Origin of the sequence: Sapientia aquatica (assembly GCF_004358105.1) — a bacterium.
In the GTDB taxonomy this organism is placed as follows: Bacteria; Pseudomonadota; Gammaproteobacteria; order Burkholderiales; family Burkholderiaceae_D; genus Solimicrobium; species Solimicrobium aquaticum.
The window spans coordinates 36,073-58,650 of sequence record NZ_SMYL01000009.1 but is presented as its reverse complement, the minus strand read 5'-3'; the positions used below and the strand labels follow the sequence as shown (position 1 = coordinate 58,650).

At 48.0% G+C, this 22,578-nt stretch carries 22 protein-coding genes; 9 read left to right on the top strand and 13 right to left on the bottom strand.

Annotation, left to right across the window (positions count from 1 at the left end):
• Positions 1 to 52: 52 nt before the first annotated feature.
• A complete protein-coding gene (locus tag E2I14_RS14940; protein ID WP_133329960.1) occupies positions 53 to 481 on the top strand; it encodes a hypothetical protein in 429 nt (142 codons plus the stop codon).
• 17 nt (positions 482 to 498) lie between these two features.
• Positions 499 to 936: a hypothetical protein gene (locus E2I14_RS14935; RefSeq protein WP_133329958.1), complete on the top strand. Its 438-nt coding sequence runs from the start codon at positions 499 to 501 to the stop codon at positions 934 to 936.
• 10 nt (positions 937 to 946) lie between these two features.
• On the opposite strand, the gene E2I14_RS14930 is transcribed toward E2I14_RS14935, so the two are convergent.
• The 3 genes from E2I14_RS14930 to E2I14_RS14920 are packed head-to-tail and all read right to left on the bottom strand — an operon-like array spanning position 947 to position 3,486.
• On the bottom strand, positions 947 to 1,453 hold the full coding sequence (locus tag E2I14_RS14930; RefSeq protein WP_227544756.1) for a phosphatidylglycerophosphatase A family protein: 507 nt from the start codon (positions 1,451 to 1,453) through the stop codon (positions 947 to 949).
• Positions 1,450 to 2,412, bottom strand: a complete 963-nt coding sequence (gene thiL / locus E2I14_RS14925; protein WP_133329956.1) for a thiamine-phosphate kinase — start codon at positions 2,410 to 2,412, stop codon at positions 1,450 to 1,452. Before thiL ends, E2I14_RS14930 begins: the two co-directional genes overlap by 4 nt.
• Before the next feature lie 9 nt (positions 2,413 to 2,421).
• Entirely contained in the window at positions 2,422 to 3,486 is a 1,065-nt protein-coding gene (locus E2I14_RS14920; protein WP_133329954.1) for a YeiH family protein, read from the bottom strand.
• Between the two features lie 183 nt (positions 3,487 to 3,669).
• Here E2I14_RS14920 and E2I14_RS14915 point away from each other — a divergent pair, with 183 nt between their 5' ends.
• The 3 genes from E2I14_RS14915 (at position 3,670) to E2I14_RS14905 (ending at position 6,972) form a co-directional block, all read left to right on the top strand.
• The gene (locus E2I14_RS14915; protein ID WP_133329952.1) at positions 3,670 to 4,590 is read left to right on the top strand and encodes a LysR family transcriptional regulator; all 921 of its coding nucleotides are present in this window, start codon (positions 3,670 to 3,672) and stop codon (positions 4,588 to 4,590) included.
• A 61-nt stretch (positions 4,591 to 4,651) separates the two neighbouring features.
• Positions 4,652 to 5,176: a TspO/MBR family protein gene (locus tag E2I14_RS14910; protein ID WP_206105655.1), complete on the top strand. Its 525-nt coding sequence runs from the start codon at positions 4,652 to 4,654 to the stop codon at positions 5,174 to 5,176.
• A gap of 230 nt (positions 5,177 to 5,406) precedes the next feature.
• Positions 5,407 to 6,972 (top strand): sensor histidine kinase, encoded by a 1,566-nt coding sequence (locus tag E2I14_RS14905; protein WP_165967854.1) that lies wholly within the window; start codon positions 5,407 to 5,409, stop codon positions 6,970 to 6,972.
• 100 nt (positions 6,973 to 7,072) lie between these two features.
• On the opposite strand, the gene E2I14_RS19730 is transcribed toward E2I14_RS14905, so the two are convergent.
• A complete protein-coding gene (locus E2I14_RS19730) occupies positions 7,073 to 7,990 on the bottom strand; it encodes a dihydrolipoyllysine-residue succinyltransferase component of 2-oxoglutarate dehydrogenase complex (RefSeq protein WP_133329948.1) in 918 nt (305 codons plus the stop codon).
• Positions 7,991 to 8,400: 410 nt separating this feature from the next.
• Between E2I14_RS19730 and E2I14_RS14895 the strand changes: the two genes are divergently transcribed.
• Positions 8,401 to 9,087 carry a response regulator transcription factor gene (locus tag E2I14_RS14895; protein ID WP_133329946.1) on the top strand — a complete coding sequence of 229 codons (687 nt, stop codon included), beginning with the start codon at positions 8,401 to 8,403 and terminating at the stop codon, positions 9,085 to 9,087.
• Positions 9,080 to 10,435 (top strand): sensor histidine kinase, encoded by a 1,356-nt coding sequence (locus E2I14_RS14890; RefSeq protein WP_133329944.1) that lies wholly within the window; start codon positions 9,080 to 9,082, stop codon positions 10,433 to 10,435. Before E2I14_RS14895 ends, E2I14_RS14890 begins: the two co-directional genes overlap by 8 nt.
• 65 nt (positions 10,436 to 10,500) lie before the next feature.
• Here E2I14_RS14890 and E2I14_RS14885 read toward each other — a convergent pair whose 3' ends face one another.
• Positions 10,501 to 10,713, bottom strand: coding sequence for a rubredoxin (locus E2I14_RS14885; RefSeq protein ID WP_133329942.1), 213 nt, complete (start codon positions 10,711 to 10,713; stop codon positions 10,501 to 10,503).
• A gap of 22 nt (positions 10,714 to 10,735) precedes the next feature.
• Positions 10,736 to 10,909: a hypothetical protein gene (locus E2I14_RS19335; RefSeq protein WP_165967853.1), complete on the bottom strand. Its 174-nt coding sequence runs from the start codon at positions 10,907 to 10,909 to the stop codon at positions 10,736 to 10,738.
• Positions 10,910 to 11,039: 130 nt separating this feature from the next.
• Here E2I14_RS19335 and E2I14_RS14880 point away from each other — a divergent pair, with 130 nt between their 5' ends.
• Positions 11,040 to 13,352, top strand: a complete 2,313-nt coding sequence (locus E2I14_RS14880; RefSeq protein WP_133329940.1) for an NADP-dependent malic enzyme — start codon at positions 11,040 to 11,042, stop codon at positions 13,350 to 13,352.
• A gap of 149 nt (positions 13,353 to 13,501) precedes the next feature.
• Here E2I14_RS14880 and E2I14_RS14875 read toward each other — a convergent pair whose 3' ends face one another.
• The 6 genes from E2I14_RS14875 to E2I14_RS14850 all read right to left on the bottom strand — a co-directional run bounded on the left by E2I14_RS14875 (position 13,502) and on the right by E2I14_RS14850 (position 20,220).
• Positions 13,502 to 14,026, bottom strand: coding sequence for a DUF2867 domain-containing protein (locus E2I14_RS14875; RefSeq protein ID WP_133329938.1), 525 nt, complete (start codon positions 14,024 to 14,026; stop codon positions 13,502 to 13,504).
• A 246-nt stretch (positions 14,027 to 14,272) separates the two neighbouring features.
• Positions 14,273 to 15,142, bottom strand: coding sequence for a metallophosphoesterase family protein (locus tag E2I14_RS14870; RefSeq protein WP_133329936.1), 870 nt, complete (start codon positions 15,140 to 15,142; stop codon positions 14,273 to 14,275).
• Positions 15,143 to 15,155: 13 nt separating this feature from the next.
• On the bottom strand, positions 15,156 to 17,084 hold the full coding sequence (locus E2I14_RS14865; protein WP_133329934.1) for a putative bifunctional diguanylate cyclase/phosphodiesterase: 1,929 nt from the start codon (positions 17,082 to 17,084) through the stop codon (positions 15,156 to 15,158).
• Positions 17,085 to 17,097: 13 nt separating this feature from the next.
• The gene (locus tag E2I14_RS14860; protein ID WP_165967852.1) at positions 17,098 to 18,234 is read right to left on the bottom strand and encodes a hypothetical protein; all 1,137 of its coding nucleotides are present in this window, start codon (positions 18,232 to 18,234) and stop codon (positions 17,098 to 17,100) included.
• Positions 18,235 to 19,016: 782 nt separating this feature from the next.
• A complete protein-coding gene (locus tag E2I14_RS14855; RefSeq protein ID WP_133329928.1) occupies positions 19,017 to 19,523 on the bottom strand; it encodes a hypothetical protein in 507 nt (168 codons plus the stop codon).
• A gap of 301 nt (positions 19,524 to 19,824) precedes the next feature.
• Positions 19,825 to 20,220: a DoxX family protein gene (locus E2I14_RS14850; RefSeq protein ID WP_133329926.1), complete on the bottom strand. Its 396-nt coding sequence runs from the start codon at positions 20,218 to 20,220 to the stop codon at positions 19,825 to 19,827.
• 202 nt (positions 20,221 to 20,422) lie between these two features.
• Here E2I14_RS14850 and E2I14_RS14845 point away from each other — a divergent pair, with 202 nt between their 5' ends.
• Complete coding sequence (locus tag E2I14_RS14845) at positions 20,423 to 21,313, top strand: LysR family transcriptional regulator (RefSeq protein WP_133329924.1); 891 nt, start codon at positions 20,423 to 20,425, stop codon at positions 21,311 to 21,313.
• Between the two features lie 72 nt (positions 21,314 to 21,385).
• Here E2I14_RS14845 and E2I14_RS14840 read toward each other — a convergent pair whose 3' ends face one another.
• The gene (locus E2I14_RS14840) at positions 21,386 to 22,531 is read right to left on the bottom strand and encodes a M28 family peptidase (protein WP_133329922.1); all 1,146 of its coding nucleotides are present in this window, start codon (positions 22,529 to 22,531) and stop codon (positions 21,386 to 21,388) included.
• Positions 22,532 to 22,578 lie beyond the last annotated feature (47 nt).

The following is a 22,578-nucleotide window of genomic DNA, read 5'->3' as shown; positions in this document are numbered from 1 at the left end:
ATCGGTATATTGGTTTTATGCTGAATTTTGACGAAGCAAAAATAGAGATGGTGTGATGATAAAAATCGTGAAGTTGCTATTGTCTGTTGCGCTGTTATCGAATGCTGTATTTTGCGCGGCTCAGCAAACTGAGGTTGAAAAAGGCGTGCCGCTCAATTTAGATACCACTAACGTTTCAAAGGAAATTAGCGCCGAACAAGCCGTCAAGAATAAGCGGCAAACATTGACGCTCGAAGCTAGTCCATTTGCCACTGTTTTTAATCATGCTGAACAAGGCCCACATTTCTCTGGCATGATCGAAGTCGGTGTGGGAGTTGGTCGAGAATCGATTCGTCCCACTGCAACACGAGTGGGCCGTTCTGAGTGCAGTCCAATATCAACTGCAGCGTCAACTGCAGCGTCAACTGCAGCGTCAACTGCAGCGTCAACCAATGCGCAAAGCTCGGCAAGCGCTTCCATCCATCCATGCCCACCTAACTAAACCTAAAAGGCACCACTATGAACTCAGTATCGACATCATTATTGGCAGTAATTACCTTATGCGCAGCGAATTTCGTCGCGGCACCTGCTGCCTTCGCGCAAACCACGCCTGCCGCGGCCAACGATAAGGCGACCACTCCTGTGCCAGCCAAGCCCTTGAATCTCGATTCAAGCGCCGTTGCCGCTGAGATGAGTAAAGAAATGCCGATAGATAAGCCAACCGAAGTATTGTCAGTTGCGCCGAATAAAGTGGACGAGCTTTTTAAAAAAGCTGAGAAGCACGATGTAATTCCCACGACAGTAGAAATTAGCACACCAGGCTCACCACAGCGCGTAACTAAAGTAACCGGCCCAGATGGTTCGTACTGTGTCTATTCGCCCGCTGTAGGTAGAACCGATGGGATTGATGAAATTCAAAACGGCCAAAAAACGCAGGTCCGGACTTGTCCGCAATAGTTAGTGGCGCTTAGATCAAGCGCCAAATCGTAAACAGCAACAAGGTATAAAACGCTGCAATGATGTCATCCCACATGACGCCGAAGCCGCCTTTGATGTGCTGATCAAAGTAGGCGATAGGCGGTGGTTTGACCATGTCGAAGACGCGAAACCAAAAGAAAGCCCAACATTGGGTGCTGAAGCTGGCGGGCATGATGAACAGCAAAACCAGCCACATCGCGATAATTTCATCCCACACCATACTGCCATGATCGGGCGCACCTAAAGCGCGTCCGGTTCTTTCGCAAACCACGACGCCTAAGGCGAAGCCGAGGGCGATAACCAATGCCCAATGCGATTCGGTAAAAAAAGCGGGCCAGCGTTGGCTCAATACGATAAATGAAAACCAGCCGAACAATGTTCCTACCGTGCCGGGCATGATGGGTGACAAGCCGCTGCCAAAGCCTTGGGCAATAAAATGGCTCGGGTCGGACAACATAAAAGCGGCGCTAGGTTTGATTTTTTTGCCAGAGTTCATGATGAGAAATGATCGAAAGAATTCAGTGAAAGATGCAGCGCTTGCTTGTTTTTATCGACTAAGCGCAAACCAGATTGGGCTTCGATTTTACCGATACAAGTCACCGGTGTTTGGGCGCGTTGCGCGGCGGCTAGCACTGCAGCGTGATCGCTAGGCGCTGCGGTAAAACATAATTCGTAATCATCGCCGCCAGCCAAAGCGTATTCGTAGCGGGTTTGAATTGCTTGCTGCGCCAGAATTGAGCCAAAGGGCAGGGCATCGCAATCCAGCGTTGCGCCAACGGCGGAGCGCTGCAAAATATGGCCCAGATCCCCGATTAAACCATCCGAGATATCAATACCTGCGTGCGCTATCCCGCGTAATGCCAAGCCCAATTCAATTCGTGGAATCGGTTGATGTAGGCGCGCCGCGGATTGCCGGTGAGCTTCGTCCGATATGGTTTGCTGCCGCAAATAACTCGCTAAAGCCAGTCGCGCGTCACCCAGCGTGCCCGATACCCAAATATCATCGCCCACTTTGGCGCTATCGCGGCGTAAGGCTTGATGAGGTGGCACGTCGCCCAAAACGGTGATGCATATGTTGAGCGGCCCTTTGGTAGTGTCTCCGCCGATCAGATGGCAATGATGTCGGTCAGCTAAAGCAAACAAGCCTTGCGAGAATTCGCGCAGCCAGCTTTCATCCACCTGCGGCAAAGCCAGCGCCAAAGTAAAAGCGCGTGGCGTTGCGCCCATCGCGGCTAAATCCGATAAATTTACCGCCAGCGCTTTGTGGCCCAACATCCGCGCATCGGCATCGGGGAAAAAATGCCGACCAGCGACCAACATATCAGAAGAAATCGCTAGCTGCATGCCAGCCGAAGGTGCCATTAAAGCGCAATCGTCGCCGATTCCTAGTGTGACGTAGGAAGGCGGCGACTGGCGTTGGGTGAAGTAGCGTTGGATGAGTTCAAATTCGGACATCCGCGCATTTTACAGCCAAAATACCAGTTGATTAATCAAAGCCCCGCCAATTATCAACCAGCCAAACAAGATCAAGGCTAACAACAGGGGTTTGGTACCGGCTTTGCGCACCGCCGATAAATGGGTGGTTAATCCTAGAGCTGCCATGGCCATTGCTAACAAGATCGTATCGATTTGAACCAGTACATGAACTAAAGCGGCGGGCAAGATGTGCATCGAATTTACTAAGGCGGTGGCGATGAATAAAAAGGCAAACCAGGGAATCGTTACTTTTGATTTTTTAGTCACGCCGTTATTGAGCGCGGCTTTTGACGGAGTTAAGCGCTCCAGCAAGATCGGCAACAGTAACAAGAACGGTGCCAACATCATGACGCGCACCATTTTAGTAATCACCGCGGTATCGGCCACTTGCGGGCTGATGCTGCGTCCAGCGGCCACCACTTGCGCTACTTCGTGAATGGTGGAGCCAGCGTAAATTCCAAATGAATTGCCGTGATTGGCGAGCAGATTCCACGCATCGTTTAATTGATAAAGATAGGGATACAAAAAGATTGCAATGCTGCCGAAGACCACCACGGTAGAAACAGCCACGCTAACATCTTCCGCTTTGGCATCGACCACGCCATCGGACGCCATAATCGCCGCCGCGCCACAGATCGAGCTACCCGCGCCGATCAGCACAACGCTGTCACGACTGAGTTTGAGCAACTTGATCCCGATGAATAAGGCGAGCGCAAACGTGGTACAAAGCACCAATAGGTCGGACGTAATCCCCGCCACGCCCACGCCTTGAATATCCTGCAACGTCAGGCGAAAGCCATACAAAATAATCCCTAGTCGCAACAAGTTATGTTTGCTCAAAGTCACACCGGCGTTAAAGATCGCTTCGCGTGGCTGATACCACGTATTACCGATCACCATCCCCAAAATAATGGCAATCGTGAGAGCGCTTAAACCGTGGCTTTGCAGCGCGTGAAAGTCGCCTAAGTAAGAAGCAATCAAGGCGATTAAAGCGCTTAACAATAAGCCGGGAATGAGCGCTTTGCTGTGGCTTAAAAATCGGTGGGCTAGCATGGTGTGTTCAGTTTTATTGAAAGAATGGTGCTAGTGTAAAGTGCGGCAATTAATAAATAAAATGACTTATTTTTGTATAATCTAGTTATTATTTAACTTAATTGCGAATGTTAACGTTGCGTAGTTAATGATTTCACTCGGCGTAGCGCTAGGGGTTTAAACGTTTTGGTGTTGGAGAAAACCATGCATCTCACTTTGAGACAGTTACAAATTTTTATGGCGGTGGCGCAATCGGGTAGCACAACCGCCGCCGCAGAGTTGGTGAGTTTGACCCAATCCGCCAGCAGTGCGGCGCTGCGTGAGCTGGAATCCTTGCTCGATTGCCATTTGTTTGATCGAGTCGGAAAACGGTTGGTGCTCAACGATAATGGACGCCAGTTGGTTCCGCAGGCGCGCTCAATGTTGGATGCTGCGGCGGCGATTGAGCAGCAATTTCGGCCGAATTCGCGCCTTGATTTGGCCGGCTTAAAGCTCGGCGCTAGCACCACCATTGGGATTTATTTGCTGCCCAAAATACTGGCGCAGTTTGGCATTCCAGCTAGCGCGAGCACCACGCAAATTACCATCGCCAACACCTTTGATATTGCCGAGGCGGTAGCTAACTACGACGTCGATGTGGGATTTATTGAAGGGTCGTGCGAGCAAGCCGATGTGTCGGTAGAACCTTGGATGCAAGACGAGCTAATCATTGTGTGCGCGCCGACCCATCCGATAGTGCCTGCCAAGGCGAAGTCCAAAGTCGGGCTTAGTGAGTTGCGTGCAGCGGGATGGCTCATGCGGGAAAAAGGTTCTGGCACGCGCGAGGCGGTGGAGCAGGTGTTGCTGCCGCAATTACATCATCTAAATGTAAGTTTGGAATTGGGTAATTCCGAAGCCATTAAACAAGCGGCGTTGGCTGGTTTAGGCGTTGCGTGTTTATCGCGACTCGTCGTGCAAGATATGTTGGATGGCGGGTTGCTAGTGGAGCTGACGACTACGTTACCTAAACTGATGCGCCATTTCTACTTATTGACCGCTAAACAAAAAATAATCTCAGCGCGCTTGACGGCGCTGTTGGATTGCTGCCGCCAATGGAAACCAAATCACAACCAAACCAGCGCTTAGGGCTTAAAATCGAGCGCCTAATAGCTATTAGTCCAATTCACCGCCACTGGAATCCATCGCCATGTTAAACATACCAATGCCCACTTCACCTGCCAGCCAAAAATCAAAACTTGCCCAACTTCTCGGTTTAATCGCGTGGTTGGCCCTTTGTTTCGGCGCGGCGGCTTTGGGCGCAATCGCATCGGTTCACGCCGGCACGTTTTATGCACAATTAACCCAGCCCTCTTGGGCGCCACCGGCTTGGCTGTTTGGGCCGGTTTGGAGTCTGCTATACGCAATGATGGCCATCGCCGCTTGGCGTGTGTGGTGTGTTGCTGGACTAGCGGCACGCAGGGGGCTGATCTTGTTTGTGGTTCAGCTTGCGGTCAATACCCTGTGGAGTTGGTTGTTTTTTCGTTTTCATTTGGGAAGTATCGCATTTGTCGAGGTGATCTTGCTGTGGAGCTTGATTTTGGCAACGTTAATCCAGTTTTGGCGTGTCCAACGATTGGCGGCGGCGCTGCTGATTCCTTACTTGATTTGGGTTACTTTTGCAGCTAGATTGAATTTTGCAATGTGGCAATTAAATCCGGTCATGTTGTCGTAATTGAGTCGGCGCACACTAGTTGCTTGTTTGTAGCAGATTGAAAGCCCGGTGCGTCAGTTGCTGTAGCGTGGATTAAACCTAACCGTGCCGAGCTGGAATCGCCATGTTCAATGCGTTGAGTTGGTGTTACACATTGCGAGCTAGGCGATCTGATACCGCTATTGTGTATGCGCCAAGACTTAACTAATCCTGGGTCATTAAGAAATTCCAATCGGCGTGTCACGCTTTCTTTGACCAGTAAACTGACCGCGGCAGCGCTGGTCGCCTTCATCATTCTCACTATTGGTGACTACCTTATTAGTTACCGAGCGCTGGAATCAAACGTACTGAATAACGTCGCCACCAATATTAGTCAGAGTTCTCAACTGATTAATACCACCGTTGCTTCCGCCAACAATGCCCACGGCAATGATCTGGCTACCTTGCAGACTTATTTTAATGTCATGCTCAACCCGAACGGCAACAGCGGCATTATCTACATCGTGGTTGGGCGGGCTGATGGCAGCATTTTGATGCAAGCCGGTGCCGCGCAAAAAGTGCTGCCCATTCCGGACAACCTAGAGAACTATTCACAGGCGGCCAAGCGCGGCTTAATTCACGTGCGCGATAAGGTGCTGTTGGCGGATAACGAAATCGGTTTCTTGCAATATGGCGTGGCAACCGGCGACTTAATGCATGCGATGGAGCAAAGCGAGCTTGATTCGCTGCTACTAACGTCGAGCGTCATTCTGGTGTGCTTTGTCGGATTAACCATGCTGGGTTTTACCATTACCCGCAAATTATCGATGCTGAAACAAGCGACCCAAGAAATCGCGGCCGGGCATTTTGAATTGCGTATTCCCGAAGGCGGGGGCGATGAATTAAGCGACGTGGCGCACAATTTCAACCAAATGTCGGAAGCAATTGAAGCAAAAATACGCGAAATATCGGCTCTCAACCAAGAGCTAGAATTGCGCGTGCAGCATCGCACCTCGGATTTACATGTGGCTAATTTGGAGTTGGAAAACAATATTCACGTATTGCAGCAAACGCGTGAGAGTCTAGTGAAGTCCGAAAAACTCGCCAGCTTGGGCGCCATCGTGGCGGGAATTGCGCACGAAATTAATACGCCAATTGGCAACGCCTTGGTTGCCGCTAGCACGGTCAATGAAATCGTTAAAGATATCGACGATAAAGCCAGCAAAGGCAAAATCACCAAAAGCGCGCTGGCTAACTTTATCCAGCAATGCGTTGAAGGCAGTCACATTATTGAAATTTCGTTACAACGTGCGTCCGAATTAATTCAAAGTTTTAAACAAGTCGCGGTGGATCAGTCGTCCGAGCGGCGCCGCCAATTTAATCTTGCCACCACAATTCAAGAGACCGTTTTAACGCTGCAGCACACCTTTAAACACACCAATTTTGAGCTTGAAACCGATATTCCTGCTGACGTTGTGCTGGATAGTTATCCGGGCGCGCTGGCGCAAATTTTTACCAATTTAATCAATAATTCCTTAATTCATGGATTTGAGGGAAGAGCGCAGGGCAGGATGAAAATCCATGCTGCCTTGGTTGAGACCAAGCGCGTCAAGATCAGCTTTTCTGACGATGGAAATGGCATCGCAAGTGAAAATTTAAAACGCATTTTTGATCCGTTTTTCACCACCAAATTTGGCCGTGGCGGGAATGGATTGGGACTTAATGTGGTGGACAATATTACGCACCGCATTTTGGGTGGCAGGATTGAAGTCGAGTCGGAACTGGGACAGGGAAGTACGTTTATCGTAGACATTCCGTTGTCTGCACCTACCGTGTAATCAACCTTGGTCTGAGGGCTGCTGTGCTTAATTTAAAGCGGCTCAAGGTGTTCGAGGTGCTCAGGATGCTTAAGAGGCGCGGTGGTTAGTAGCGATGGTCTTATTTGGTCTCAAACATTTCTTTACGCAGAAACGCTTCTAAACCCGCGGAATCAGCAGGTCGCGCCGAGAGCACCACCACGCGCCCCAAACGTTGCGATTCCCAATTGAAGTCGCCCGTGTAGTGTTGCCGGATTAATTCAATCATTTTTCGTATCATCGCCAGTTCTACGTCGCCGCCAATGCCGGCATCGACTTCAAACGTTTGATGCGTGCTCTCATGCGGATCGTTAGTCCAGCCGCGGAACGAGAAGCGCCCGTTTTGCACGCCTTTGCTAAGGATCTGAAATACGCCGTTGGTGCCTTTGCGGCTGTAATTGGCAGCGGCAATATTGGCCTTGATACGCGCCATGGCAATATCGTTTTCAGACGGGCCTCTGCTGGCTGCTTGCGCCTCTAAGTTCTCTTGCGCTGCTGATGCTTCGGCAGCTTGGCGTTGAGCGCGTTTGGCGGCCAACATGCTCATCGTGTCTTGATAAACGGGGGCGGCGACAGGTGAGGTTGTCGGCGGACTGACGACTTGCTGTTGTTTGGGAGTGGCAACGGCGGTGGAGTGAATCGGCTGCGCCTTTTGTTGTTTTTGTTCCGGTTGGGTCTTGGCTGGTTTGGCTTGCTCGCCTTGCTTTTTAGCCGCCAGATCGAAAAACACCATTTGTCCGGCTTCGTCACCTTGCTTTAACGGCGCATCGACTTTTTTAAATAATAAAAAGTACAACACAACGATGTGCACCAACACCATAAAAATGATGGCGAACAGGTTGCGGCTGCGTTGATGCGGATATAAGGAATCTTCGAAATCAACTTCAAGCGGTTTGCGAGAGATCGTAAAACCGAACTCGATTGTGCCCCAGCTTAAATTCAATAAAACGGAGTCGATTAATTCAGTTCGCTGTTTTACGAGACTAAAGCGTGGTAACACTAAATACTCCTGCCAACAGTTGGCTGATAAATAATTGAAGCCAGCATGTTGTTGGTTCGAATTGGTTGATTAACATTGGTGGCAAAGGTTAAAGCGGCGTGATAGAAAATGATGTAAATGCTATTTTTCTAGCACATCGAAACAGGTCAAAATTATCAACCAAAACCCCTGTTGCTGGGTAGATATTTACCCGGAATTACACTATTTCGTTACAAATTTAACGTATTAGTTTTAAAAAAAACATCAAAAAAATGCCGTAAAAACCAACAAAGTGGATTTGAATTTGAATTTAGCGTGGCTTCGAATTTGCAGCGAGTATGGGGCTAATTTGCTTATCTGGTGCAGCGTTGCGGTTTAAGCCGTAACCAGCGCGTTAAAATACGCCTTCTTTTTTATTAATTAGCCTTGCCATGCACGTACTGTTAGTCGAAGACGACATTATTTTATCGGACGGAATTTCACGCGCGCTGCGCTCGGAAGGCATGGTCGTGGACGTGCTCAATAACGGACTCGATGTTGAACGGAGCCTGCAAAACAGCGCTATTAGCTTAATGGTGTTGGACATTGGCTTACCCGGCATTGATGGATTTGAAGTAGTGCGCCGTTTGCGTGCGCGCGGCAATCCTATTCCGGTGTTGTTGCTAACGGCCCGCGATGCGCTGCAAGATCGGGTGCATGGATTAGAACTGGGTGCGGACGATTATTTGGTTAAGCCGTTCGCCACGCCCGAATTGATTGCGCGCATTAAAGCCCTGGTTCGGCGCAGTAATCCAAATCCGATTGAATTATCGATCGGTGGGTTAGCGTTAGATACCTACACCAAACGCGCGATGATTAATAACCAAGCGATTGAATTATCGGTGCGCGAATGGACAGTGTTGGAATACCTCATGCAGCAAGCCTCGCGCGTGGTGTCCAAACAGCAAATTATCGATGCGATTTTGCCGTGGGGTGAGGAGTTGACCTTAAATGCGGTGGAAGTTTACGTTTCACGGATTCGATTAAAAATTGCCGACGCCAATATCGTCATCCGCACCATACGCGGTTTTGGCTATATGTTAGAGCAAAAAAAAGCAGAGCACGCCGCCAATGACTAGCCTGCGCGTTAATTTACTTAAATGGCTGATTGCGCCGCTGCTCATCATTAACCTGTTGGGCGCGGCGCTCACTTATTGGCTAGCTTGGACGCCAGCGCAAACTGCATTCGATCAAAGCTTGGCCGACACCGGTTGGGCGATTGTGCCGCGTTTATCCGAAGTCAATGGCGAGATTAAAATCAATTTGCCGCAAAAAGAAGAACAAATTCTGCGGATTGATCATTTTAATATTGTCTATTTTGTGGTGCGTAATTCAGCCGGAGAAATCTTGGCAGGCGATCCGGATTTTCCGGTGTTGCCGTTTCCCGCTAAAGTCGATACGCCTGAAACCTATGACGCTTCCATGCGCGGCGAGCCGATTCGGATTATTGGTTTGACGCACGCGATTGGTAATAAGAATGTCTTTATTGGCGTGGCTGAGACCCTGCGCAAGCGCAATAATATTCGCTCGGTGATCGTGCTGAGTTTGCTGCTGCTAGAAGGCTTGTTGACCGCGGTAACGGTAGGAATTGTTTGGTTTGCGATTACGCGCGGCTTGTTCCCGCTGAAAAAAATGCAGACCGATTTAAGTCTGCGCAAACGCGATGATTTATCACCGATGCCGATTGAACAGGTCGCGCTAGAACTGCATCCGCTGGTGAGCGCGATGAATAACTTGTTGCACAAGGCCGAAGTAGGGGCGATCAATCAGCAAAATTTTTTAGCCAATGTAGCGCATCAATTACGCACGCCTTTGGCCGGTTTAAAGCTGCAAATTGAATGGCTAGCGCAGCGTCATCAAGCCGATGCCGATACCACTTATTCCACCGATTTAATGCTGTCATCGACCAATCGCATGATACGTCAGACCAATCAATTATTAGCCTTGGCACGGGCTGAGCCGAGCAATTTTATTAAAACGCGCTTAGAGCCGTTGAGCTTGGATAAATTGGTCGAAGAATCGATTCAACATTTCATCCAAGAGTCCGACAAAAAACAGATCGATTTGGGCTTTGATTTATCGCACACAGTGGTCATGGGCGATCGTTTTTTGATGCGAGATTTGATCGATAATTTAATTGATAACGCGATTCGTTATTCGCCCGAATTCGGTCGTGTGACCGTGAGCTGCGTGCAGCGCGATGGGTTTGGTGTATTGTCGGTAGAAGATTCAGGGCCGGGCATTGCGGCGTCCGAGCGTGAATTAATTTTTAATCGGTTTTATCGCTTGAATGACAAAGTAACCGGAAGCGGCTTGGGTTTGGCCATCGTGCGGGATATCGCCACGGACCATAACGCGACGATTGTGTTAAATAATGGTGAAGGTGGATTGGGAACCGTGTTTAAGGTGCAGATTCCCAAGGCTTGAGTGGTGGATTGAATTGTGAACTGAAAAAGCGGGATTGACATAGCGGAATTAAAATAGCGCCGCGTTTATTCCCTGGACTTTTTGTCGATCAGATTGAAGTCCTCTTTGCCGCCGTCGCAATGCGGACATTCCCAATCCCAAGGCACATCGTCCCAGCGTGTACCAGCCGCAATTTTGCTTTCCTTGCAGCCTTGCGCTTCATCGTAGACGTATCCGCAGATCGTGCAGATGAACGATTTATATTCTTCTTTGGGTTTATGCTTAAAAGTGGGAAACATAAATACCTCATGAATAAATGGATCAAAACAAAAAACGCGGTGTGTCAAAGATAGCGGTTTCGCCAAAATCATTCAATATGCCAACAATAAATACAACACGCTTAATTGGTATTGGTATCTGGATAAGATTGCTGGCACTGGGCTGAATAATTTTCGTGATTCCTAAGAAGCGCTGCGGTGCGTCTGATAGAATCATGGGTCACTCTACTATATTAGCGAAAAAATAAGACGGGGCTAAAAGCAAAAACAAGTAAGGTAAAACCAGTTCCGTTCGCGCGCCGCACCGCACAGATTTAAATTATCGAAAACTAGAAAGGTTGAAATCCATGGATTCAAAATCAGACAAAACAGAACAGACTCGCCAGCAACTCCGCGTCGCGGCTCTGGAATATCATGAATTACCAACTCCCGGCAAAATCAGCGTCACCGCCACCAAACAACTCACCAATCAGCGCGACTTAGCCTTGGCGTATTCTCCCGGCGTTGCTGCTCCTTGCGAAGAAATCGTCAAAGACCCTGCCAACGCCTTTAAATATACTGCACGCGGCAATTTAGTCGGCGTGATCACCAACGGCACCGCTGTGCTCGGCTTGGGCAATATCGGCCCGCTGGCCTCCAAGCCCGTGATGGAAGGTAAGGGCGTTTTATTTAAAAAATTCGCTGGGATCGATGTCTTTGATATTGAAATTAATGAATCTGACCCAGACAAGTTGTGCGACATCATCGCGTCGTTAGAGCCTACTTTTGGTGGGATTAACTTAGAGGATATCAAAGCACCAGAATGCTTCTACATCGAGCGTAAATTGCGTGATCGGATGAAGATTCCGGTCTTCCACGACGATCAACACGGCACCGCCATTATTGTTGGCGCAGCGATTTTGAATGGACTCAAAGTCGTTAAAAAAGACCTCAAACAATGTAAATTGGTCGTCTCCGGTGCGGGTGCCGCGGCATTGGCCTGTTTGGATTTGATCGTTGATCTGGGCTTCCCGATTGAAAATATTTTCGTCACCGATTTGGCTGGCGTGGTCTACAAAGGCCGCACTGAATTGATGGACCCCGATAAAGAACGCTTTGCCCAAGACACCAGCGCGCGTACTTTGGCTGAAATCATTCCGGGTGCCGACGTGTTCCTGGGTTTATCCGCTGCCGGCGTGCTCAAAAAAGAGATGGTCGCGCAAATGGCCGATCGTCCTTTGGTCATGGCGCTAGCCAACCCAACACCAGAAATCTTGCCAGAAGAAGTCAAAGAAGTTCGCAGCGACGCCATTATCGCCACTGGCCGTTCTGATTACCCGAACCAAGTTAATAACGTCTTGTGCTTCCCGTATATTTTCCGTGGCGCGCTCGATTGCGGTGCAACGACGATTACGCGTGAAATGGAAATCGCGGTGGTGCATGCAATCGCAGAATTGGCGCAAGCCGAACAATCCGATGTCGTTGCGACCGTGTATGGCTTTACCAATTTAAGCTTTGGCCCCGAATATTTGATTCCAAAACCGTTCGATCCGCGCTTGATGATGAAGATCGCGCCAGCGGTGGCGAAAGCTGCATTTGAATCCGGCGTTGCTACACGCCCGATTGCTGATCTGGAAGCGTATGAAGAGAAGCTGCAGCAGTTTGTCTACCACAGCGGCACGTTCATGAAGCCCGCGTTCCAAATCGCTAAAAATGCACCGGATAGCAAGAAACGTATCGTCTTTGCGGAAGGCGAAGACGAACGTGTTTTGCGCGCTGTGCAAATTATCGTTGACGAGCATTTGGCGCGCCCAATTTTGGTGGGTCGTCCAACCGTGTTGGCACAGCGGATTGAAAAATTCGGCTTGCGGATTAAACCGGATGTGGATTTTGAAATCATCAATCCTGAATTCGATCCGCGCTATCGCGATTACTGGGAAACCTATTACGAGATGACCTCGCGCCAAGGTGTGACGCAGCAATACGCTAAATTAGAAATGCGTCGTCGCCACAGTTTGATTGGTTCGTTGATGATTAAAAAAGGTCACGCCGACGGGATGATTTGCGGCACGTTTGGTACGACCTCATTGCATCTGCATTACATCAATTTAGTGTTGGGTAAGCGCGAAGGTGTTAATGTCAACGCGGCGATGAATGCGCTGATTTTGCCCGATCGTCAAGTCATCATGGTTGATACGCACGTCAATGAAAATCCCAACGCCGAACAGATCGCTGAGATCACCATTTTGGCGGCGGAAGAAATGCGCCGCTTCGGCATTACTCCGCACGTTGCCCTGTTATCGCATTCCAATTTTGGCAGCAGCAATAGCGAATCGGCTCAAAAAATGCGTGCCGCTTTAGCGATTATTCAAAAGAAAGCGCCTGACCTAGAAATCGACGGTGAAATGCATGGCGACTCAGCGTTGGATAGCGCCTATCGCAAGAAGAGCATGCCAAGTTCCACCTTAAAAAGCGATGCTAATTTATTGGTATTGCCCAATATTGACGCGGCCAACATCGCGTACAACTTGCTCAAAGTCGCTGCCGGTAACGGTATTGCCATCGGCCCGATTTTGCTCGGATGCGCCAAGCCGGTGCACATCTTGACACCATCGGCAACGGTGCGTCGTATCGTTAATATGACGGCCTTGTGCGTGGTCGATGCTGTCGCGCAGCGTTGATTCAATAGCGTGAATGGCTGGCCATGTAATGCATGGCTACCGCGATGAAGTGGGCGTTGAAGTAGATCAGCAAAAAGCCGGATTCTCTGTAAAAAGTGAATCCGGCTTTTTGTTTATAGTGCCGCTTAAATCCGCTAAGTCAGCGACGCTTAAGCCAATTTATTGAATTGCAATTCCGACCGCTGCAATAAAGAAAGAACGATTTGCTTGTGAAATGGCACGACAAAAAATAAATACACATGCCCTAACAAATTATGTACATGCACCACGGTTGAGACGGTTACCGCATTGCCGACGCCTTGCGCCGTTTTGCAGACCGAAATTTTGGCATCCAAGTGTTTGTCCGAATCGGTCAAGATCACTTCGTTTTCGCTAATCGAGTGAATGGTAAAAATTCCCACTCGATCACCGACGCGATATTGTTCTGATTTTACGCATGGATTGACGCTATTGAGTGCGCCTAAATTCTTTAATCCAAACATCGGCGCAGCACGATTGCGTAACGCCATTAAAAAACTAATCCAGCTCGGTGTTTTGGCAATGACGTCTAAATAAATTTCTATCGCTGAGCGTTTGCAAGGCGCTAGCGTGAATTGAAATGCGTCAAAAAAATGGGCATTGGGTAAATGCTGACTAATTTGACTATTTGCCGGTACGGCAACCATTTTCACCATAATTCGAAACCCTTCAATTGGTTATTTAGGACGAATAGTTTTTGTGAGGAAACAGATTTAAGCACAAAAATTAGGCGCTGGCACGTGCTTTTGGACAACTTTTTTCAAACATATTGTTTAACAATAAAAAAAGGACATTTTCATAAAATGTCCTTTTTTCGCTGCCGCAAAACTTTGCCAAACTGTCTATTTATCGACCTTTGCGACCAATCAAAATAACAACCAGATTATTACTCTCCAGCGTTGTCAAGCCTGCACGTGCCCGGGCGGAAACGCCACAAACCGCGTCGTAATGAATCCGCTGTCGGTATCAATAATGCGATAACGCATGCGGTCGGTATCCATTTCAGTACAGGTGCTGGAGCTGGCGTCGAGCGCGGTGGGGATGCCGTAGCGTTGGGCTTCGGCGCTGTAATCCAAGCCAAAATGTTGGTGGCCAAATAAAACAATATCCACCCGATCACGTATGCATTGCATCAGGGTGTACGCGTCCTTAAGTCGGCGGAAACGGCGCGTATTCCAACTAAATAAATGCGATAACAAATGACCGTCACCGACATCGGCAGACACCACAAATGCGTCAAAAAACGGATGGTGATGCAGGTATAGCACCACAACTTTGTCGCGCACTTCGGGTAAATCTAACAGCTTCGAAAGCGCCGTAATTTGCGCATCGCCCAAGTTACCTTTTGCCAGCCAACGATCTAGCCAACTCATTTCAGCTTGATTGGAATCAAGCCCGATGAAGGCGCAATCGTCGATGATGTTTAGGACGGGGAATTGCGTGGCTTGCGATCCAAAAATATAGGGCGCGAATTGCGCCTTAAATTGCGCGGCGAGATTGGGATCGACATGCATAGCATCGCCGCAATCGTGGTTACCCGGACAAAGCAAAACTCGCACGCCTTGGTCACTCAATTTGGCTAATAAACTGCTACCCAAATCGCGATATTGTTGATTGCCTTTATCGATCAAGTCGCCAGTGTGCACCACGAGATAATCGCTGGGATTTTCTAAACTTAAAATATCCTCGATGATTAAATCAACTAACTCGGCATTACTACTTCCATTGTTATTTCTACCGACATGGGTGTCGCTTAAATGAATGATTTTCATAAAGTCCTTAGCGTTATTTTTTATTGATTAATGCAAAGTCTAAAAACAAATCAGCGGCCATTGGTCGGGCGAAAAAATAACCTTGTCCGATATCGCATCCGCGGGCTTGTAACCACTGGCTCGTTGGTTCGTCCTCAATGCCTTCCGCGACAACTTCCAAGCCAAAGTTATGGGCTAAATCAATGGTGGATGAAACGATAGCTTGATCTCCGCAATTTTGCAGCAAATTTCGTACAAAACTTTGATCAATCTTGAGCTCGTTAATAGGCAGGTTTTTGAGATAGGATAGGGACGAATAGCCAGTTCCAAAGTCATCAATAGAGAGCCGAAAGCCCGACATATGCAAGCGCTGAATGACGTCCAAAGCACGTTCTGGCGAGGCCATAAAGCAGCTCTCGGTGATTTCCAAGTTGACCGAACTGGCGGCCAAATTGCATTGGCACAGCGTCTCAATTAAGACATGCAGCAAATCAGGATCAATCAAATTCATCGCCGAAATATTAATCGATACGCTAATCGGAATGCCAACTTGATGCCAATGGTCGCATTCATGCATGCACTGACCAACCAACCAGGTCGTGAGTGGGCGAATGAGGCCAGATTCTTCTGCAACGGGAATGAATTCGAGCGGCGAAATAAAACCTTCAACCGGATCACGCCAACGCAGCAGCGCCTCTGCGCCGATCAGATTGCCGCTGCTCAAATCAATTTTAGGTTGATAGAAGACCTGAAAATGTTGCTGCATTAGCGCCTCACGCAGCTTGCCCGATAGCAGATGATGGCGCACAAAAGCATGTTCTTGGTGCTGATCGAATATTGACCACTGCGAGCCGCTCTTTTGTGCTTGCAACATGGCTTGTTCGGCTTTGTTAAGCAAGGTCGTTGGGTCGCTGGCATGGTCGGGGTATATGGCAAAACCCAGCGTGAATTCGCAGTACAAAAAATAACCTTGCACCTCAAACGAATTTTGCCTTTCAGCGATAAATTGTCGCAATCCGTCGCTGCTGAACGTGGCGCGGTTGGTGTGGTAACTAATGATAAATTCGTCGCGTCGAGTGTGCGCCAAGAGATCATTTTCTTTGATTAGGCTTTTCAAGTAGCGCGCGATTTTCAACGTCAAATCATCCGCTCCACCGACACCCAAAATGTTACTCATTTCAAACAGGCGTTCTAGGCGCAAGTTACACACCACGAGCAGTTGATGTTCTGTATTAGTTGCACTGATTTTTTGACCAATAATATCCAGCAGTAACACTTTATTGGGTAATTTAGTCACCATATCGTGCGTGGCGACGAACTGTAATTGCTTGAGCAATTGGGTAGCGTCCGCCGTTTTTAATGTCACTTGTCGTTGTAATTGCTCGGCAAACTTTGTGCGTGATGTATTGAACGATGCGGCAACGATGGTGTAGCAGCACAGTGCCAACATGAATTGGGAAATCACCGCGTTTGAATAGTGGCGCGCATGCGGGACAAAAGTAATTGCGCCCAAAAAATAAATGGATGCAACTAATAAAAGACCTAAGCTATACCACCAACCAATGCGCTGTCCTTTTAAGAAAAAGCCCAGGAACGGTGCCGAGTAAATCCAATATAGACCTGTGCCGTCGGGCCCACCAAAACCGATTAATACCGCTGCGGCGATCATCATTGAGATCATCAACATGGCTTCCGCGACACCGATCAACGTCGGCATGCGCCCAATTATGAGGGTGGGAATGACTCCCAAGACGACAATAGCAAGTTCAATTTCACCGAGCAATGCCATTGAGCCAATGCTCAAATTGAACAGCGCATTGATGAGACCAAAAACGATACCGATTAACGCAAAAACAGTTACTAGCCAAATCCGCTTTTCAACCTCGATCTCTTCATCACTGCCGTATCCAAAGAAATCGACTAACACTGGAATGATGCGTTGAATCTGGCCAGTAACTTGCATCCTACACCTCGGTTTATGTTTTCAGCTTGGTGACCTCATCGACAAAAACAAGCTCTAAATGACCCGCTTTGGCCAGATTGTAATAATCATCTGGCGTGATCGTTTTACGCTGCATGATGCTCACATGCGGCAGTAACTTCCCAAATGGGAATAAGGCGTGCGCCTCGGCCTGCAACCCGAGCGCATCGTGCACGCTGCGGAAGCAAAAATAGACTAATTCCGCACAACTAAAACTAGTAAATTTATTTGTCTCAATACATTCAAAATCATACGGTTCGCCAATCTTTTCTAAGGCCGATAATTTGGCGGTGCGGATCACTTCAGCCCGATCGATCGTCTCGCCCTTGGTAACTTGCTGTTCAATTTTTTCGCTAGGCGCATCGGAACGGTAGGAGCGGCGTAATTTCTTATCGCGCGTTTGTACTTTGCGAACAAATTTCAAGTCCGATTTCACCCGCAAGATCGCTAAATAATCACAGCGGCACCACGTCAAAATATCTTCGCAATGCACGCCTTTCGCCATCGAATGCAACACCATTTGGCTACCTTCTTTGAAATAGTTAGGGTCATCCCTAAAGTTGGCGGGAACTTGCGCTTTGTCCTCATCGGTCAGCGCACCGGCGAACATCGCCGCATGCGTGAACCATCCCGCTTGATAACCTTTGGGCGAAACCAACGACGAATGTTTAATGAATTCTCCGTCCATGTAACCATCGTAAGCACGCAGCAAAATATCGCCCGGCTGCAAGCTATCTAAAATCTTGCGAATCTCGTCGCCATTGAGACGGCAGCCCATCGGATTTTCGACCAAATAACCGGACGGCAAACCGAGCTGCACTTTTGGACTGGCGCTGGTATTCCAATACCAACGCAGCGTGCCAAACCACGACATAAACCCGCTTTGAAACGGATCAGGATCGTCTTTTGAGCGCCGAGCAAATACGATTAACGGAATCGCAATAAGCAAAATAGCGGTGACGAATAAACCGATTTGATTGAGCTGATACGCTTGCCAAAACTGCGGCAGGCGATTGTGGTGTTCGGCATAAAAAAACGCGATAACGGCAGGGATAAAGAGTAGGCACCAAGCCGAATAAAAAACATACAAGGTGCGCAGCACAGAAAGAAGTAAGAACCAAACAAATTTCATTTTCACATTTCCAATCAGCGTTAATTGTTGTGGTGTCATTTGTGTTCGAGCGAATCGTTCACTAAGTTAATTCGCCACGCTATTCTATGTGCATTTAAGCAATATTTGTTTCAGGAAAGGCAAATTTATTTTGCAAATTTTCACAATTTGACTGTTGTGTTCACTGAATTGGGGAAAACAGCGCAGAAACGCCGCTGAAGCGACGCAAGAGTGATCAAGCAGTGACTATTTGATGCCAGCCAGTCCGAACAAAGCGGCTTTGCTTCTAAATGATCGGCAATGTCGGAAGAATGAAAACGCGCCACCCAGTTGTTTAATGCGGCGACGTTTATCGAGAATAGGCGAAATAATCCAGCAGAATATCTGCGGTCAATTCACCACGAAGAGAACGTTTTTAAAGAGCGGGCTAAGTTCAATGTAGCCAAGGACGAAGCAAATTCAAGCCATATTGGAAGACATGCTAGCCATTTCGAGCAACTCAACAACGGGATGTAAATTACGAAAATCTAAAGTGCAATTTTAAAAAAATATGCTGGTGAGGAAGGTGAATTTTATTTTTTAGGCGAGTTGCGGTGGAGTGATTGGGGTTGGTGGAAATTGGCGTTAAATGGGATATGGTTATTCAGCTTAAATGAGTGATCTGTTAGTGGAAAATGGTTTGCGTGCGTGGGGAAGGGGCTTGGGCGGTGGAAGCATTTTGCGGCTAGTGATTTTGTTGCGATTGGCTGGACTGTGCCCTAAGTTGACAATCGAGGTTCCCCGTACCGGACATTCATTTGACTTCAGGGGGGGGCTGCAATGTTTGGATAAAGTTGAATATTTAAGTAGCCCGAATAAATTGTCGAGCCAATTTTTGGTTGATTACGGTTATCCTTATTCAAATATGCCAAATAAACGTAAATTTGCGATTCATGTAGGATGAAATACAACATCGTTCCATCCAAGTCGCGCGGCATCACATTTTTCAAATCTATGGTCTTTTCATAAATTGAACCGGATACATCATCCTGCCATTTCACATATAAAGACGTAGGCCTATCATATTGAAGGCCAATTCCCGCACCGTAAAATTTGTCGCCTTTTGATAAATTTTCTTTCGATATAAAAGCAATTAAATTATTTGCCCCTTGCAATTTATAATCGAGCACGGTCGCATGTTGATTGTCGAACCGCATATCAAAACTAAATCCACATGAACCTTTCTTGACGAATAAATTATCACAGCCGTTTAATGTGAACAAAAGAAAGCCATATAGAAATAAAGAAGAAAATGCGCGATAACATTTCATATGAAATTCATTTTTCGTGCCCAGTCTTAATCAAGTTATAGATGCTGATTTAGCTTTGTTGAGGTTAGGTTCAAAAGGCCGCTATGTGCCGAAAACCGACATCCCCACAAAACTAAAAGCGGCGAACAATCGCACACAGCAGACAGTCATGATCGAGAACAGTAATTTAAAACTTGAGAAATAGCAACTTTATAGCAAGTCAAAATCGAGTATTCCCTAGCAAATTTCTGTGCCCCGAATCCAGCTAGGTGACACCTGCATTTGAACTAACCGCCCGCAATCTATCGCCTCAACTCAATTTCTATTTGTCGAACAATTTTAAAATTTGTCCTCGTGTTGCATACAGAATAAACAAAGACGCAAATAGGAGAATCACTGCCAGAGCGGGACTGCCGCCGATGATAAATAGGTGCGTGAGAACTGCCCCGATCATGGTGCAGCTTAACAAGCCGGCGCCATAGCTAGTCGTTTTGGGCGCTAGTACTAGCAATCCGCCGCCTACTTCAATTGCGCCCGTTACGTAGCGAAACCATTGACCAAGGGCGATCGAATCGAATACTTGGATCATTTGCGGCACGCCTGCTAGTTTTGCGCTGCCGGCGATAATAAAAATGACGCTAACCATAATTTTTATTGCCCAAAATCCGATTACTTTTGTGCGGCTGGGTGTTGCTGAATGTTGTGTTGAGTTTGACATATCTTCCCTATCTATTTTTCAAATTTTTGTCTGTTAGACGATTAACTTGGTGCTGTTGTGCGCGGACCGTTAGTCGGTCTAACTAACACTCCAACAACAGTCTTTGGTGTCGCGAAGCGGAAGAATATCTGGATTTTTAACTATCTACTAGATAGGATAATATGGAAAGATTGTTTCCTATTATGGATAATAAAGGTGGCTTATGGATTTGAATGCGATTTGGATGTTTTTAAAAGTGGCGCAAACGGGGAGCTTTACGCGGGCGGCTAAGGAGCTGGGGATTCCGAAATCAACCGTCAGTAAAAAAATCGCTGATTTGGAATCCAGCTTGCAATCGACTTTGCTATTGCGCACGACTCGAAGCCTTCAATTGACCGATGCGGGCAAGCGTTATTATGACACTTGCGCCAAGGCGTTTGAAGACATCAAAGATGCCGAAGCCTTCACCCAAGCTGCCAGCAGCGAACCGGCCGGAAATATCCGAGTAACTGCCACGGCCGAGTTTGCGCGCAAGGTATTGAGCGAGATCATGCAGGGATTTTTAACGGCTTATCCCAACATATCGGTGGACCTTATTTTGACCAATCAGGCCTTGGATTTTGTTCGCGATAACATCGATGTGGCGGTTCGCGCTGGGCAATTGAAAGACTCAAACTTAAAAGCCCGGCGGGTGGGCGCAACGCGCTTTCAGTTGCTTGCCAGTCCGAGTTATCTAAAAGCAGCTCCTGAGCTTAACAAACCAAGTGATTTGTCTAAGCACAATTGTTTAGTCTTTACTTCGCTGCCCAATCCATCTGTTTGGCTGCTGAGATCGGGTTCTCAATCGGCTAAGGTAAAAGTCCAAGGGCGTTACATGGCCAATAGCATCAACGCGATTAAAAGCATGGCGGCGTCAGGAGCAGGGATTGCGCTGTTGCCCACCGTTTTTTGTAAAGAAGAGATTGCGCGGAAAGAGCTCGGGATTGTGTTACCGAATTGGGCTTCGGGCGAGCAAGCGCTTAATTTGGTCTATCAGAATAGTCCGTTTATTGCGCCCAGAGTGACAGCATTTTTGAACTATATGCAGGAAGAATTGCGTGTGCTGTTGAAATAAAAAGTGCTGCCAGATAGCGAGAAAAAATTATCGGTGCAGGCTAGGCGCACCGATAATTCTGGCTGATTTGATTTACGGATTAGCGTGCTGATCGGCCCATGCTTTTAAATACTTGGCTGCTTTCGCGTTGTCCGCATTCCATTTGGGCTCGCTCGCACTGTTGGCAATGGTATAAACGGCCAACGCCACCGAGCGATCTACTTTGGCCATATTGGCGTAGTCAACTTTATCGCTCTTGTCGCTCACTTTGTGATAATCGGGAAATTCATACGCCACGCTAATTGTATGGGCAGGAATCCCTTGGTCGGCCAAAGCTTGATTGTCGCTGTAGGCAAAGTAGCGGTCGCTATTGATGGGATGCTTCCAGACGCGGATGCCCGTTGCATCGCCCGATTGTTTGATAATCGCGCCGACCTCAGAAAAATCAAATCCGGTAATTCCTACTGATGCCACTTGCGGGCCTTCCGAATCATCGGTGCGGCCGACTTGCTCAATGTTGATGCCAGCAACCGTTTTGGCAATGGGGAAAATCGGATGCGCGCCGTAATAGCGTGAGCCGACCAATCCTTTTTCTTCACCAAAAAACGTCATAAAAACGATGCTACGTTTCGGATGCGCTTTTAACGCGGAGAATGCTTTGGCGAGTTCAATCACGGAAACAGTTCCGCTGCCATCGTCGTTGGCACCATTAAAAAAGCGATCGCCAACGCCGGACGTATTGATGCCAAGGTGGTCGTAATGGGCGGTCACCAGAATATACGTATCCTTGAGCGCGGGATCTGAACCACGCAAAACGCCAACCACGTTTCTAACCATGTCGTGCGGAACTCCTGCTGGCTTGGGTACCGGAGCGGGGCGGCCAGGGCGCACGGGAAGTTTTTGGGCCAGCTCGTCCCAATCGGCGGTCTGGAAATATCCTTGATCGCCTGCCGGTTCTAATCCGACGGAACTGAATTGCGCGGCAATATATTCCGCCGCAATATCCAAGCCGCGCGAAGGCGTACCGCGGCCTTCCAGCAAATCCGAGGCAAGAAAAGTCAAATTACTGCGCATCGACACATCCGATATCCGATCTAACACCGCTTGCGCTTCTGGCGTGATTGCAACAGTTGAAGGTTTAACGTCGGCAGTAGTTTGCGCGTTGAGATTAGCACTGCAAAACAACGCAGCGCTGAGTGCGGATAAACACGATAGTTGTCTTAGTTTTTTGCTGTTCATTTTTTGTCTTGAGTTATAGGTTGAGTTAGGACGTTGGAGCAGTGTTG

What these genes read in the sequence shown, in the direction of transcription:
- E2I14_RS14850 (WP_133329926.1), bottom strand. Translation starts at nt 20,220, where the DNA reads ATGTCAAACTCAACACAACATTCAGCAACACCCAGCCGCACAAAAGTA.
- E2I14_RS14915 (WP_133329952.1), top strand. Translation starts at nt 3,670, where the DNA reads ATGCATCTCACTTTGAGACAGTTACAAATTTTTATGGCGGTGGCGCAA.
- E2I14_RS14895 (WP_133329946.1), top strand. Translation starts at nt 8,401, where the DNA reads ATGCACGTACTGTTAGTCGAAGACGACATTATTTTATCGGACGGAATT.
- E2I14_RS14875 (WP_133329938.1), bottom strand. Translation starts at nt 14,026, where the DNA reads ATGGTGAAAATGGTTGCCGTACCGGCAAATAGTCAAATTAGTCAGCAT.
- E2I14_RS14935 (WP_133329958.1), top strand. Translation starts at nt 499, where the DNA reads ATGAACTCAGTATCGACATCATTATTGGCAGTAATTACCTTATGCGCA.
- E2I14_RS14910 (WP_206105655.1), top strand. Translation starts at nt 4,652, where the DNA reads ATGTTAAACATACCAATGCCCACTTCACCTGCCAGCCAAAAATCAAAA.
- E2I14_RS14860 (WP_165967852.1), bottom strand. Translation starts at nt 18,234, where the DNA reads ATGAAATTTGTTTGGTTCTTACTTCTTTCTGTGCTGCGCACCTTGTAT.
- E2I14_RS14885 (WP_133329942.1), bottom strand. Translation starts at nt 10,713, where the DNA reads ATGTTTCCCACTTTTAAGCATAAACCCAAAGAAGAATATAAATCGTTC.
- E2I14_RS14845 (WP_133329924.1), top strand. Translation starts at nt 20,423, where the DNA reads ATGGATTTGAATGCGATTTGGATGTTTTTAAAAGTGGCGCAAACGGGG.
- E2I14_RS14930 (WP_227544756.1), bottom strand. Translation starts at nt 1,453, where the DNA reads ATGAACTCTGGCAAAAAAATCAAACCTAGCGCCGCTTTTATGTTGTCC.
- E2I14_RS19335 (WP_165967853.1), bottom strand. Translation starts at nt 10,909, where the DNA reads ATGATTCTATCAGACGCACCGCAGCGCTTCTTAGGAATCACGAAAATT.
- E2I14_RS14920 (WP_133329954.1), bottom strand. Translation starts at nt 3,486, where the DNA reads ATGCTAGCCCACCGATTTTTAAGCCACAGCAAAGCGCTCATTCCCGGC.
- E2I14_RS14870 (WP_133329936.1), bottom strand. Translation starts at nt 15,142, where the DNA reads ATGAAAATCATTCATTTAAGCGACACCCATGTCGGTAGAAATAACAAT.
- E2I14_RS14880 (WP_133329940.1), top strand. Translation starts at nt 11,040, where the DNA reads ATGGATTCAAAATCAGACAAAACAGAACAGACTCGCCAGCAACTCCGC.
- E2I14_RS14890 (WP_133329944.1), top strand. Translation starts at nt 9,080, where the DNA reads ATGACTAGCCTGCGCGTTAATTTACTTAAATGGCTGATTGCGCCGCTG.
- E2I14_RS14865 (WP_133329934.1), bottom strand. Translation starts at nt 17,084, where the DNA reads ATGCAAGTTACTGGCCAGATTCAACGCATCATTCCAGTGTTAGTCGAT.
- E2I14_RS14855 (WP_133329928.1), bottom strand. Translation starts at nt 19,523, where the DNA reads ATGAAATGTTATCGCGCATTTTCTTCTTTATTTCTATATGGCTTTCTT.
- thiL (WP_133329956.1), bottom strand. Translation starts at nt 2,412, where the DNA reads ATGTCCGAATTTGAACTCATCCAACGCTACTTCACCCAACGCCAGTCG.
- E2I14_RS14840 (WP_133329922.1), bottom strand. Translation starts at nt 22,531, where the DNA reads ATGAACAGCAAAAAACTAAGACAACTATCGTGTTTATCCGCACTCAGC.